This window comes from Flammeovirga sp. MY04 (assembly GCF_001682195.2).
Lineage (GTDB): Bacteria > Bacteroidota > Bacteroidia > Cytophagales > Flammeovirgaceae > Flammeovirga > Flammeovirga yaeyamensis.
The window spans coordinates 2,457,427-2,472,052 of the sequence record NZ_CP003560.2; the positions used below are offsets into that span (position 1 = coordinate 2,457,427).

Below are 14,626 nucleotides of genomic sequence, written 5' to 3' on the forward strand. Positions count from 1 at the left end.
ATATGTTTAAGTGGTTAAAAAGACTTTTTGGTATAGTAGAATCAGAAACCCATTCTGTATTAGATAAATTAGAAAACCCTATTAAACAAACAGAACAAGGGATTAGAGACCTTAAAGCTGACTTATCGAAGTCCATGCAAGGTCTTGCTGAAGTGAAGGCATTAAATATTCGTGAGAAAAAAGAATATCAATCAAATATTGGGAATGCTAAAGATTTTGAGAAGAAAGCAATGATGCTTCTTGAAAGAGCAAACCGTGGTCATATTGATCCTAACGAGGCGGATCGTTTAGCTACCCAAGCTTTAGAAAGAAAACAACAATACGAACAAAGAGCCACAGCCAATAAAACCAATTTAGATAATTACGGTGGTATGTTAACTAAAATGGAAAGTAATGTTCATCAATTAAAATCTCAGATTAGTAAGTGGGAAACAGAATTGAAAACATTAAAAGCTAGAGCGACTGTTAGCGATGCTTCAGCCAAATTAAATAAACAATTATCGAACGTTGATTCTTCTAATACCATTGCTCGTTTACAGAAAATGAAGGAAAAGGTAGAGGAAAAAGAAGCTTTGGCTGATTCTTATGCGGATATTGCTAGTCTCACAAACAAAACTGTTGAAGATGAAATTGATTCTGCTTTAGGTATTGGTGGAGGAAGCACACAAGCCTCACTTGGTGCTTCGGATGAGTTACTAAAATTAAAAGCCAGGTTGGCGGAAAAAAATAAACCTAACCAATAAATAATGGTTTTTTAAAGAATATATAGTAGTCACTTCAGAAATGAGGTGACTTTTTTATTATCAACACTTTTTATTATCAATTAATCATTTTATTTGATGTCACCCAGTAAAGAATAGTAGTACTAATTAAAGCATTCTATATCCTAAATTGAAATATTAAAACAAAGTAATTGCACTTTTCTAATTTATTGCACATTTCAAAGTCCAGCTTTGTTACCCACTTGTAAACCGAATAAACCTATGAAAACACTAATACTTATTATCTATTTAACAATTGCTCCAATGACTCTTATAACTGCCCAACATCATGTAATAGTCAACGATATCAACGAAGCCTACGATTATTATCAATCTTCACATGAGGGTGCTGAAACTGCATTGCACTATATAAGCGAGTGTTTTGATTGTACAACGATCGATTGTATCAAAGAAAATATGCAAATCGCTAAATCAGAGGCGGAAGCAGCAATGAAGAACGCTCATTATGCTAAAGATGAGACGCATGAAGCAAAAAGTCAGGCATACAACCATTGCACCGTGGCAGGTAGCGAAACACATGACGCACATGGCTCTTTCCATGATGCAAAAAAAGTATTTGATATGGCTTCAAATACCTTGGGCGTAGCTCATTTTTCTGATGATGTATCAGAAATTCATTCTCATTTAAACAATGCCATTGACCATATTCATATCGCTATATCACATTTAAATAATGGTGTAGATGGTTTGAACAATGCACTTGGAGAACTAGAAGTCTGTAAAAACTAATAACATAAATATATATCCATAAAGGCCGTCTCAATAGTGTTGAGATGGCCTTTTTTGACTTCTATCTAATTTTTATGATACTTTAGTGTCATAAAAATCAACAATAAAAAACCCACGATTTCAATCGTGGGCCTATCTATATCTATCTATTTAGCACATTAGCTAAACTTTCTTCTCCTTCTGTCTAACACTCACAGATGCCTTTGTATACACCGTAGAATGTGGTTCTATACTTTCAGTTAACCAAACATTACCACCAATAATAGAGTGTGCACCTATAACAGTATCTCCACCTAATATGGTTGTTCCAGAATAAATCACAACGTGATCTTCAATCGTTGGATGTCTCTTCACTGAAGCCAAATCTTTGCTTACACTCAAAGCACCTAATGTAACGCCCTGATACAATTTCACATGGTCGCCAATGTTACAAGTTTCTCCTACCACAATGCCCGTACCATGATCAATGCAAAAATGATCGCCAATACTTGCTCCAGGGTGAATATCTATACCTGTTTTAGAGTGTGCATATTCAGAGAACAATCTAGGAACGATAGGTACTTCGCATTTAAATAATTGATGACTCAAACGGTACACAAAAATAGCAAAGAACCCAGGATAGGTTAAAATAACTTCCTCGATATATTGTGCTGCAGGGTCACCATCAAAGCAAGCCTGTGCATCTTTTAATAGGCGTTGATGTATATCGGGTAATGCATCAAAAAATCGTTCTGTTACATCTACACAACCCACATCAAACTGATCTCGAATAGGTAAAAATAGTTCTTGAAGTTTCCCTTGTAAACGTATCAATGCCAATTCAGAGGCATAATACCCTTGTTCTACTCCAGAAACTACTGGAAATAAAAATCGAAACATATCGTCTACAAACTCTTCCGCTTTAGCTTTGGAAGGCATTTGTAACATACATTTCGATTTATTTATCTGATTTATGATTTCTTTTTGAATCTTTTCCATGTTACTTCATCATCCTCTAACCTACTATATAATAACATTACGAGAGAATAGTAGTTTGTGTTTACAATATTAATGAAGTAAACTGACTTTAAGAAATATACCTTTTATCTAAAGAATACATTTCTGGAAATTTTGGTTTGGGATCGAACTCTTGATACACTTTCGTTATGTATTTCATATCCGCGTCTATATCGCCAGTAGGCTCAAAAGCTTCAATAATTCCCCCTTCTTTTTTCTCATAATCTAAATAAGCTAAAAGAATAGGCACTTTTGCAGTTAATGCTACATAGTAAAAACCCGATTTCCATTCTTCTCTTAGAGACCTTGATCCCTCAGGAGGTATCACTAATGCCAACTCTTTGTTGGTTTCAAAAAGATTGGCCATGGCTTCTACCATACTCAACCTTTTTTCTCCTGCAACTTTAGGACTTCTATCTATTCCAACCGCCCCCATTGGACTTAATGCAATATTCAAAGGAAACTTGATCCAATCTTTCTTAATGGCAAACCTTAATTTAATACCAATCTTTCTCATACAAGCCACCATGTACACAGCGTCCCAGTTGGTTGTATGAGGGGCTGCTAAAAAGACACTTCTTTTCATGGTTTCAACAGGTATATGATGAATGTTTAACTTCCAGCCATTTAACCAATAAAAAAAATTGAATAATAATCTGATCATTACGTATAATGTGTAAAATAAGGTTTAGTTAAGTTTTAACACCACACAGTGGATATTTTATCCATGTGTATCATTTCTAACTTATAAAACCGATACCATTTTTATTATGTGACAAAAACGCCAAAAATTTATGATGACTTTAAGCACCTTTTAGTCCTCCAAAATTCCACGAATGGCTACAGAAGCACATGTTAAACCAAAAACGGCGGGCATATAGGAAATAGTTCCAATAGTAGATGCTTTATGCAATACACCTTCCACTGTTTTCACTTTCGATTTATCAATTAATTCGGGAGAGTACACCACCTTAAGCTTTCTTTTGATACTCTTCTCTTTGATTCTCTTTCTAATTTTTTGTGCTAGCTGACAGTTATATGTATCCTTCAAACGCGCCACTTTTGTTTGGGTTGGATCCATTCGTCCACCGGCTCCCATCGAACTAACAATTTTGATATCATTTTGGATCGCTGTTCTAATCACGTCCATTTTTGGAGCAAGTGTATCGATACATTCGATCACATAATCATATTTATGTGCAAGTAACAACTCTTTGATGTTCTCCCCATCCAAGTAGATTTTCTGAACATCCAAGTCGACATTCGGATTTACATCTTTAATTCTATTGCCAATCACTTCTGCTTTTGGCATTCCGTCTGTAGATATTAAGGCTGCAATCTGACGATTTCTATTACTTTGTTCGATCACATCACCATCAACCAAAGTAATTTTACCAACGCCTGCTCTACCAATTGCCTCAGCAGCAAAACCACCAACGCCACCTACACCAATAATTAATACGTGTGCTTTACCTAATGTATCTAATCCTTCTGTGCCCACTAAAAGCTCAGTTCTTTCTTGCCAATGTCCCATAATTCTGAATAGTGTTTAAAATTCGGGGGCAAATTTAAAGAAGTCCTTTAATTTTGGGAAAAATCTTCGAAGCAATTTCAAGTTTTTGGCTTATTAATTCATCTTCCTCTACTTTTAATAAAGCAGAAGCCTGTTTATATACCGTCTTAATTGATAATTCAGCATCATCATCTGTCTCGAAGAAAACATAATTAGGATCAACATCAAGTAATGCTTGTATTGTTTTTTTGTGCCCATTCATGAATTGTGTTCCAAAAGATAAGTAGCATCCATTTTTTATCAGCTGATCTGCGGTTTGTGTATTTCCCGTAAAACCATGTATCACCCAAGGTTGTACACACTTTTGTTGTTTCTTTATTTGAAGAACATCAGGATAACTCCTAACGGAATGAATGATTAAGGGTAAATGATGTTTTTCTGATAAGTCAATATGCCGGATGAAAATCTCTTTTTGATGCTCCCAATCTACATCAATAACTCTATCTAAACCACATTCTCCAACCGCATCTATTTGATGTATCACCTGAGTTAATTCGTCAAAGCAAGCCGCTATATCTACTTCTTGTATATGCCAAGGGTGTATTCCTGATGATTGGAGTTTTTCATCAGAAATTGAGTGGAAAGACTGTATAAAATTATTTCTTAATCCCAGCTCATTTTCTCTACTCGGATGATGTGTATGTGCGTTAAAATAGATCATAAAAAAAGGGACATCACTTTAGTAATGTCCCTAATATATCGTTAAGAATTCAATTAGAAAACTGTTAGTTCCTCGAATTCTTTTACTCTCGCTTCTAAATCAGCTTCTGTGATTTCTAACAAACGATCAGTACCAAATTTTTCTACACAGAAAGAGGCCATTGCTGATCCGTAGATCACTGCCTTTTTCATGTTGTCGAAAGAGATATCATCTGTTTTTGCTAAGTAACCAATAAAGCCACCTGCAAAAGTATCACCTGCTCCTGTTGGATCGAATACTTCTTCCAATGGTAAAGCTGGCGCTGAGAATACTTTGTCTTCGTGGAATAACAATGCACCGTGCTCACCTTTTTTGATGATCAAGTACTTTGGTCCCATTTCCATGATTTTCTTAGCTGCTTTTCTTAAAGAATATTCTTTAGAAAGTTGACGTGCTTCCTCATCGTTGATAGAAAGAACATCTACCATAGAAATTGTTTTCATTAGATCGTCCCAAGCGATGTCCATCCAGAAGTTCATTGTATCCATAACAACTAACTTTGGTCTGTTTTCCAAACGCTCGATAACCGTCGATTGTACTTGAGGAGAAAGGTTACCCAACATTACATATTGAGCATCTTGATAATTTGCAGGAACGATTGGATCGAAGTGCTCCAATACATTCAATTCAGTCACCAAAGTGTCTCTTGAGTTCATATCGTTATGATATTTCCCTGCCCAGAAGAACGTTTTTTCACCTTCTTTTACTTGAAGACCGTCTGTGTTAATACCTTGGCTTTCTAGCGTTTTGATGTATTCCTCAGGAAAGTCATCACCAACTACAGCAACAACATTTACAGGCTTTGTAAAGAATGATGAAGAGATAGAAATATATGTACCTGCTCCACCGATAATTTTATCTGTTTTTCCAAAAGGAGTCTCGATAGCATCAAAAGCTACAGAACCTACAGTTAACAAACTCATATGATATTTTTATTTATTTCAGTTTTTTAGATTGATACAGACTTCGATAAATCTGATCCTATTAGTCTGCAAAAGTAAACATAATTCTTTGAAAATAAGAAAGACCGATAAGGTTACTTTCCATTATCGGTCTTTTCTTTAAATCTATTGACTAGATTTTACCTTCTCACAGGCAAATTCTCTACTTCACAACTGTATTGAATCGTCTGTATTTGAGATTTCATGTCTTCTATAATCAAATTGGCTTCTTTTTCATCATTTACATTATTCCCTTCTTGAAGAACCATATAAATAACTAAACAATTCTGATTCGCATTTATAAACTCCAAAGCATCTTCTGATTGTTCATTTATCGCTTCACAATCGCTCTTTGCTAAAGCTTCTAAAAACACATCGGAATAATATTGGTATCGTTCCCCAATATTACTGTGATCACAAGATGTTAATTTCGATTCTTCAGAATCACATGAACCGAATAGAAGACAAACCATACTCAATAATAAAGTATAGATTGTTGTTTTCATATATTTGTCGCTTTACACTCTCATTCTATTGAAGGAATCCTTGTTGAGAAAATACCTTCCTTATCACAAAGTAAGACAATTGAATCCGAAGTTAGGACAACAATTCTATATTTTTTTTTAAAAGGCTATTTTTTGATATTCATTCACTTTTAACAACCTACACTTCATTTATATAAATAGAGCATTAAATGACTGTAATACAACCGCATAAATGGAAAGAATTTTCTTTTAACTTTGTTTAACCCCTTTTCCTTCCTTAATTTATAGACACATAAATAATTTTACTCGTTAAATAAGATTCAACGAACGAGAGAATGTAAATATTAACCTTTTATCCGTTCTAAAATCAAAAAGATTATTCATAACTACACAGTGAATTATGACAAATAATATGAAACTTAGTATTGCATTACTAATTACTCTAATAGTAACTGCTTGTGCTTCAACAAAATCACCAAAATCTGAAACCAAAACGATTACTGTAAGTGCTCAAACTACAGAATGTACAGGCGTTGGACCTCAAGAATGCTTATTAATTAAAGAAGATGGAGATACTGAATGGAAAAACTTTTACGGTAAAATCGAAGGGTTTGATCATAAAGTAGGTGTCGAATCTGTATTAGAGGTTTCTATAGTTAAAGTAGATAATCCTCCTGCAGATGCATCATCACTACGTTATAAATTAGTTAAAGTCGTGAACGAGAAACAAGATAAACTAATGTTATTAGAGGGTACTTGGGTAATCTCTAAATTAGGCGATTTAGATGCTGATCCTTTAAAAACATATATCTATTTTGATACGAAATCAAATAGAATAAATGGTTATGCTGGTTGTAACGGCCTAGGTGGTGCTTTAGAATATGATGCTGAAAAAGATGAACTAAAATCGGGTCCATTCATGTCGACAATGATGTTCTGTGAAGAAGTAGCAGAACAAGAAAGAGCTTTAGGTAAGATCTTAGAGAACTTCAATAAATTTGATATCGATGGTGATATGATTACACTAAAAAAGGACGATGAGGTTCTTGTTACTGCAAAACGTGGTGTAAACCATAGAGATCTTTATAAAAACTGGGAATTCACTTTCATCGAAGGTGTAGACGATTTCAATGGAAATGTCCCTAATATTATGATCAGCAAAGATGGAGACGCTAGCGGAAGCGGTAGCTGTAACAACTTTAATGGGAAAGTAAAATTAGATGCTTATTCATATGACATCAAAGTTGGACCATTAATGGCAACAAGAAAAATGTGTGCTAACAATGAAGTAGAGCACGTTTTCTTTGCTAAGATTGATCTTGTTGACAACTATCAAATTGTTGATGATGAGTTACAATTACTTTCTGGAAAGCAAGTGATTTTAAAGGCGAAAAAGAAATAATTAGAGATTAAAATAGATATGGGTGCTTCAAAATACCCATGTAAAAGGGGCTGTTACTTTTGGTGACAGTCCCTTTTTTTAATCAATCAATAACACACTCAAACTTACATAGTTACCTTTATATCAAGAAGTTTTTTTAAATTAAGGTAGATCTATAAATAACACTTTCTGCCCCTTGAAACCTAATTCTCTACTTATACTCTGTAGTTATTTTCTTTATTTTATAAATACTCCAATCTCATTAGCACAAAAAAATAAAGACTACTCCCCCCAACTCATCCACCAGCTCCAAGAAGAAGGTAAGATTTGGGAGGCTAAAGACATGTCCAAACAATGGATCAACCAATCCGTCCAAAAATATGGCAACGAAAGTATCGAAGTAGTTATCCCTTTGATCGTTTCTACCGAACAAGCCATTATCCGCCATGAATATTCCACTGCCATTAAGCAAATCGACAGAGCTTTAGAAATTATGAACAAAGCTTCTGGTTGGCTCTACCCTGACTATGCATTGGCCCTTAATTATAAAGCCTTCTGTTTACTAATGCTCGATCAGACATTCCAAGCTATTTCATTAGTCGATGAGGCTGAGATGATCTACATAAAAACTTTATCAAAAGAGCACCCCGATAATATTTATTGTTCTATCAATAGAGCCATCATACATCAAAATTTCAAGGAATATGAAGAGAGTGAAAAGCTGTTTATAAAAAGTAGAATTCAGAATTTCAATCATGAAAAAGAACGTATCGGTTTCGAAAATTCCATTGATGATGAATGGATTCAATTACATATGGCCAATATGTTTATTGCTTCTTACAACAAGAATTTTGATGTGATTAAAACACTCACCGAGTTAAAAGAAAATTATGAGTCTAAAGGTAGAGAAAGAAACCCCAGTTACCTTGATTTACTCTCTACTATAGGTGATGCATACTATATGCAAGGACAATTTAAATTGTCCGAAAAGTACTACAACAAGTGCCTAACCTTAAGAAAAGAGATATTTGGGCAAAATCATATTTCCACCCTAAAAGTGTATTTCAAACTTGCCGATGTCTATAAAGAGGAAAATAAATTTACTCGGTCCGAAGAGTACTTTAAACTTGTGGTCGATAAATTCGACCATGTCAATGGCGACCCTCTATTATTAAAAGAAGCCTACTTACATCTATCCGATATTTACTTAAAAAAAGGAAACACCAAAACAGCCTCTCATTACTTAGAAAAAGGAGAACACATTCAATCCTACGATCTAGAACTCCGCTTTTTCGAACTAAGACTTCGAGGAGAAATACATTTAATAAAAGGAGAATATGTGCAATCGGAATTAAGATTTACCGAGCTTCTTTCCATTGTTTTGCAAGAAAAAATATTCTTCACTCAGCACTATACAGAAGCACTTTGTTCCTTATCTGAGCTTTTTCTTATGGTCGGTAGATTTTCTGATGCAAGGACACTCTGTGAAAGAGAATTGGCTTTTCTTAAGCGACGAAAGCTTGATAATAGTGCTGTAGGTTATTTGGTACAGACTGTTTTGTATAAATGCGAATTGTATCAAAATCCAACAATAGATATTACTGATAAAGTGGTAACACTTGAGAGTGACATCAAAAAGTTATTAAACAACTCCCATTCTTTGTTGATTAAAACCCAACAACTATTGGGCGATTATCACTTTAACACCTCATCATTTGATAAAGCCTTCAGAAATTATCAATCAGCAGAAAAATTAGCTGATGCACTGGAGATTGATGTGAAGTATTACATCAGATTGCAAATCAAGTTTAAGAAAGTAGATATTCTAAATTCAAAAAAAGAATATGAATTGGCCTACAATGAACTCAAGACTTTAGAAAATACTTTCGATAATTTCTCCATCCACAAACCTACAATCATCAGTAAAATGGCCTATACCAACTCTATGCTTGGTAAATGGGATTTGGCCGAAAAAATGATTTTGGATGCGGTCGATTTAAAGTTCAAACAGTTGAACGAACAATTGATCTTTACCAGCGAGGACGAGAAAATTAATTTTATACATCATTCCAGTGCTGTATTTACTTATTTCTTTAGCTTAATGACGACAGATCAGGGTATGAGGTCTTCGCTTATGAGGGAGAAGTGTTACGACTTACAAGTCAATTACCGAAAATACTTTTTGAAGGAATCTATTCAACGAAAAGAGAACATTAAGATGCTGAGTAAATACCGACAAAAAGTAGAATTCACCAATTATACCAACAGTCTAAAAAAGCTCAAATCTCAGTTAGCTACAGCTAATTTTTTCTCTGTAGAGGAAAGGAAAAAAATTGATTTCGATTGCTATGGCATTTCTGACCGAATCAATAATTTAGAGAAATCGTTGGTGTACGCTACTTATGATAAAAACGACTCTTCCGTTTTAAACCAAGACCTTACTTGGCAAAGCACACAAGAGCGTTTAAAAAATGGAGAAATAGCCATTGAAATCTTAAAACTTAAAAACATTATTGATACTAAAGTTTCCTATGGAGCCGTCATTATTTCTAAAGAGTTGGAACGTCCAAAGTTCGTTCCTATTGGCAATGCAAAGATCTTAGAGGTTGATGTGTTAGATTATTATCATCAGATAGTGACCATGAAAACAAGATCGCTGATAGTGACTGATGAACCAAAAAGAAATATCAATGCGTATGATTTTTATTGGAAACCGATTCGAAAAGTAATCGATGATTTAGGCATCAAAAGTGATAAAATCTATTTGAGTAATGATGGGATTTATAACTCTATCAATCTAAATATCCTCACCAATCCTGAGACTAAAAAATACGTGATCGACGAGGAAAACATCCACTTTGTGATGAGCACTGCAGACATTCATCTTCAAAAAGAAAAGAAGGTGATCAATAAAGAAATCATATTGGTGGGCGACCCGGTTTTCCAAGTGGAGGAAGTGTCCTCGACTAGAGGAAATACAGATGAGAATACTCGTCAAGCTTATTATTTCAACCTCTATAATTTACCTGGAACAGCAAAAGAGATTCAAAACACAGCAGATTTATTTAAGGAACACGATTGGAATGTGGTGACTTTAAATAAATTGAATGCTACGGAAAAAAATGTAAAAAACATTCACACCTCTCCCTACATTATCCACTTAGCAACACATGGTTTTTATTTGGACCAACTAAAAAATCCGATCATTAGCAGTCCTTTATTAAAATCAGGATTGTTCTTTTCGGAGATCACTTTTAAAAATGAAAAGGATCTAAAAGAGATATATGATGAGGGAAATGATGGTATTCTTACGGCGTATGAGGTAAAAGGATTGAACCTAAAAGATACCGAATTATTGGTCTTGTCTGCTTGCCAAAGCGGATTATCTGATATTACTTCAGGCGATGGTATTTCAGGCTTGCAATATGCATTTAGTATTGCCGGAGTGAACACCATCATTATGAGTTTATGGAGTGTAGATGATTACGCTACCCAGCTTTTGATGAATGAATTTTATAGACAGTGGATCAAGACGAAAGACAAAACTGTTGCCTTTCGCCTTGCCCAAAAAGAAGTGATAAAAACATATCCAAACCCTTATTATTGGGGAGCTTTTGTGATGGTGGATTAGTTATTTATAAATGGTGACATCAAAGTTTGATTTCCCATCGAAGTCTTCCAACGTAATGTAGCGGTGTGTGATTTCAATTCCTTCTTTATCCAGCACTAATTTGTACTTGTATTGATTCGGAACCATCAAGTTGAACACCCCTTCTTCTGTTGTTTTATCTTGTGCTAATAGCTTCCCTTGATCGTCCAAGGCTTTTACATTATATCCTTCTACTCCTCCAATCAAACTTACAAATATCCCAGTGATACTATTGAAATTGGAACGCATGATTTCTTTATCGCTATCCTCCAAGACTTCTGATAATGAATCGGGATAAAACTTGTTATAATCACTTCCAAAGTACCCTTTTTCATTAAGATAACCCGTCACATAAAACTCTGTTCTACGATTTAGTTGATGCTCTGCTTCCGTACATCTCTTACCTTTACAATCGATGACCGGCATGGTTTCTCCATACCCTTTGTAGGTCATTCTTTCTGCGGCGATACCTTTACGGACAGCATAATCAAAGGCTTCTTTGGCTCTACGATCTGATAACGTTTGGTTGTAAGCATCTCGCCCTCTAATATCCGTATGAGAAGATAATTCGATCGTAATGGTCGGATTGTATTTCATCACATTGACTACAGTATCTAACGAGTGAGAGGCATCATCTCGGATGTTCGACATATCAAAATTATAGTAAATACGGATACGTTGCCCCACTATTGGATTCATGGCAATATCTCTCACCGTTTTGTAATGGTCTTGTGTATTGGTTGCTTGTCGCCTTGTAAAATATCGTGGACGTTCTGAAATAAAGTCATAATGTTCCTGTGCTTTGGCAGATATTCTATAATAACCTGTAGAATCTGAAAATACGACTCTCTCTGTTTCAGTGGATCGATCTTTTATCGTTAATCGAGCAATGATTGGTTCTTTAGTGAGTGAATCATACACATGACCTTCGATATAAGGTTGTGCTAATTCTAAGACAATTGGCTCCCCCATTTCAATTGTTTGGGCGGCTTCTTCCCCTTCCAAAGTATCTGATGCATAACTCTGCTTTCTACCAATAATAGGCATCAAATCGGGCCATTGATCGAAGCGCACCTTAAATAAACCCGACTCATCCGATTTAGTCACCACCTTTCCATCTATCTCTACTAATGCATCTGGGATGGGTGTTCTTTCGAACTTATCAATGACTATCCCTTTAAAGAAAACCTTCTCTACTTCTAGAATATTGTCGTTTCCTTTATCAGAGAATTCGGTCATCCTATTGGAAGATATGTAATAGCTCTTCAAATTAATTTTAGTACCTCCGAAATCGTCGTAACTCGAATTTATGGGAGCATGAAGGTGAACAGGCTTTTCGTATAAACTATCCAAGTTTTGCATCACAATATCCAACCCACCAAGTCCTCCCCAACCATCGGAAGAAAAATAGAGCTTGTTTCCATCTATTGCAGGAAATACTTCGTTCTTTTCTGTATTGATCTCTTTTCCCATTAGTGTAGGAGAAGAAAACTTTCCATTCTCTTTTATATCGGAATAATAAATATCAGACCCACCAATTCCATCAGGTCGATCAGATACAAAATACAATCGTTTTCCATCAGAAGAAAAGGCGGGATGACCTGTAGAATAATCCGTCATATTCCACAAAAAGTCTTGAGGTTTACTCCAATCTCCTTCTCCATTTTTAGTGGCGATCATCAATTGTAAGTTACTTTCTTTATCTTCAGTTTTTTCTTTAGCTGAACTACGTGTAAAGGCGATCATGTTTCCATCAGGACTAATCGATGCCGAAGCCTCATGGTATTTAGAGTTGATTTTTGAGGAGAAATTTTGAACATTCCCCAAAGAATCTACATAGAAAAGATCCAAGAAGGAACCTCCGTCCCAAGCATATTTTTTCCCACCTGTTTGTTTTGTTTTTCTATTGGATGAAAAGACATAGCCATTGTTGTATTTAAATGGACTGAAATCGTCTTGATTGGAGTTGAAGGAAGGGCTTCTCACCTCAAAGAGATCTTGATCTCTCATAAGTGGTTGAATAGCCGATAAATTTTTCAGCTTCTGATACACCTCGGCAGAATGCTCTGCCCCTTTCCTAGCAAACGCTTTTTTATACCACTGTTCTGCTTTTTTATATTCTCCTACATTGTATAAAGCATCTGCATAAGTGATTGTTGCCACTTCATTGGATGCAATTAATGAACTATCCATTTTATCGAATAGATCTACAGCTTTTTGTGGCTTGTTTAGTTTTTGGAAGCATCTTGCCATTTGTATCGCATATTCTTCCTTTTTTTCTGGATTACTTTCTTTTTGATATTTCTTTTGATAATGCTTTAACGCTTTCGCATAATCCATGTTCTGAAAACGTTCCTCGTTTCTTTCATCAAAATCTTGTACTCTTTGGTTCTTCATTGTTTGTGCAAAGAGTACAGGCGATATCAGCATCAAAAGTAGTAAAATGAAGTTCTTCATATGCTGCTAAAAGTATCTTGGTGTTTTTATTTTCTTTTTCTTATTCTCAAAGAATACATTAATCACAAACTCATGCGATCCGTTGGTAATATTGGAAGCGGAGTTGGTAATCATATCATAAGAATAGCCTATTCTAAAGACTTTGCTTAGTTGTATTTCGGTAAGGAGTGCAAAGGATTCTTGTGTTCTGTAAGAAACACCAAACCATATCCACTCCATAATTAATGCATTCAGGTTAATATCAGCTTGTAAGGGAGCCCCTTCTGTTAATCGGAAGAGAATATTCGGTTTCAACATCAAAAGGTGAGATAGCTCTATGGCGTAACCTGCATTTAAGAAATAATGTCGCTTTTCTTCCACCACTAAAGTCGAATTAGGATCACCTAAATCAGAGCTTATCAGCCTTGGTGCTGAGAAACCTAGGTAAAGATGATCGGTATTGTAGAACAACCCTGCCCCAAAATTGGGAGAGTTTCTTCTAACAGTTCCATCAGGCAATGCCGGATCGGGTAAAAATGAAGTGAGGTCTGCAAAATTGACCGCCACGCTATTAAATCCTCCTTGCAAACCAAAAGAGAGTGTTCCAGAAAATAAATTGATTCTATAGGAAGCCACCACATTCATATTCTGAGTGGTAGTAGCGCCAATTTTATCTTGTGAGAACAATCCACCAATACTCATTCTTTTATTTCCTAACGGGGAATCTATCGCTAAAGTGGTGGTATTTGGAGAGCCGCCTACGCCTGTCCAATGCTGTCGGTAAATCAGAGATGTATTTACACCTCCCTGACTACCTGCATAGGCAGGATTGATGGTCAATCCATTAAACATGTATTGAGAATATAATGTAGTTTGTTGGGCTTTGACTTGATGAAATAGAACAATCATCAACAGCCATACTATTGCAAAACACTTTTTCATGTTTTTCTTTTT

12 protein-coding genes are annotated in these 14,626 nt (G+C 35.3%); 4 read left to right on the forward strand and 8 right to left on the reverse strand.

The features are described from left to right. Positions 1-2 precede the first annotated feature (2 nt). Both MY04_RS09885 and MY04_RS09890 read left to right on the forward strand, forming a co-directional pair. Positions 3-743: a PspA/IM30 family protein gene (locus MY04_RS09885; protein ID WP_066209164.1), complete on the forward strand. Its 741-nt coding sequence runs from the start codon at positions 3-5 to the stop codon at positions 741-743. Between the two features lie 240 nt (positions 744-983). Beyond that, the gene (locus MY04_RS09890; protein WP_066209167.1) at positions 984-1,511 is read left to right on the forward strand and encodes a hypothetical protein; all 528 of its coding nucleotides are present in this window, start codon (positions 984-986) and stop codon (positions 1,509-1,511) included. A 162-nt stretch (positions 1,512-1,673) separates the two neighbouring features. Here the strand turns inward: MY04_RS09890 and epsC are convergent, their stop codons facing one another. The 6 genes from epsC to MY04_RS09920 form a co-directional block, all read right to left on the reverse strand. Then, positions 1,674-2,489, reverse strand: a complete 816-nt coding sequence (epsC, locus tag MY04_RS09895; RefSeq protein WP_066209169.1) for a serine O-acetyltransferase EpsC — start codon at positions 2,487-2,489, stop codon at positions 1,674-1,676. An 88-nt stretch (positions 2,490-2,577) separates the two neighbouring features. After that, the gene (locus MY04_RS09900) at positions 2,578-3,171 is read right to left on the reverse strand and encodes a 1-acyl-sn-glycerol-3-phosphate acyltransferase (RefSeq protein WP_066209172.1); all 594 of its coding nucleotides are present in this window, start codon (positions 3,169-3,171) and stop codon (positions 2,578-2,580) included. 150 nt (positions 3,172-3,321) lie between these two features. Further along, positions 3,322-4,041 carry a tRNA threonylcarbamoyladenosine dehydratase gene (locus MY04_RS09905; RefSeq protein ID WP_066209175.1) on the reverse strand — a complete coding sequence of 240 codons (720 nt, stop codon included), beginning with the start codon at positions 4,039-4,041 and terminating at the stop codon, positions 3,322-3,324. Between the two features lie 34 nt (positions 4,042-4,075). After that, positions 4,076-4,741 (reverse strand): TatD family hydrolase, encoded by a 666-nt coding sequence (locus tag MY04_RS09910; RefSeq protein ID WP_066209177.1) that lies wholly within the window; start codon positions 4,739-4,741, stop codon positions 4,076-4,078. A 53-nt stretch (positions 4,742-4,794) separates the two neighbouring features. After that, positions 4,795-5,703 (reverse strand): PfkB family carbohydrate kinase, encoded by a 909-nt coding sequence (locus tag MY04_RS09915; RefSeq protein ID WP_066209179.1) that lies wholly within the window; start codon positions 5,701-5,703, stop codon positions 4,795-4,797. Between the two features lie 158 nt (positions 5,704-5,861). Continuing rightward, a complete protein-coding gene (locus MY04_RS09920; protein ID WP_066209182.1) occupies positions 5,862-6,227 on the reverse strand; it encodes a hypothetical protein in 366 nt (121 codons plus the stop codon). A 391-nt stretch (positions 6,228-6,618) separates the two neighbouring features. On the opposite strand from MY04_RS09920, the gene MY04_RS09925 reads away from it, so the two are divergent. Then, positions 6,619-7,608: an META domain-containing protein gene (locus MY04_RS09925; protein WP_158297639.1), complete on the forward strand. Its 990-nt coding sequence runs from the start codon at positions 6,619-6,621 to the stop codon at positions 7,606-7,608. Positions 7,609-7,930: 322 nt separating this feature from the next. Continuing rightward, positions 7,931-11,218, forward strand: coding sequence for a CHAT domain-containing protein (locus tag MY04_RS09930; protein WP_066209188.1), 3,288 nt, complete (start codon positions 7,931-7,933; stop codon positions 11,216-11,218). Here MY04_RS09930 and MY04_RS09935 read toward each other — a convergent pair whose 3' ends face one another. Together MY04_RS09935 and MY04_RS09940 are read right to left on the reverse strand one after the other, a co-directional pair. Then, positions 11,219-13,693, reverse strand: a complete 2,475-nt coding sequence (locus tag MY04_RS09935; RefSeq protein WP_084005830.1) for an OmpA family protein — start codon at positions 13,691-13,693, stop codon at positions 11,219-11,221. It lies immediately after the preceding gene. Positions 13,694-13,699: 6 nt separating this feature from the next. Then, the gene (locus tag MY04_RS09940; protein WP_158297640.1) at positions 13,700-14,614 is read right to left on the reverse strand and encodes a PorP/SprF family type IX secretion system membrane protein; all 915 of its coding nucleotides are present in this window, start codon (positions 14,612-14,614) and stop codon (positions 13,700-13,702) included. Positions 14,615-14,626: the final 12 nt, after the last annotated feature.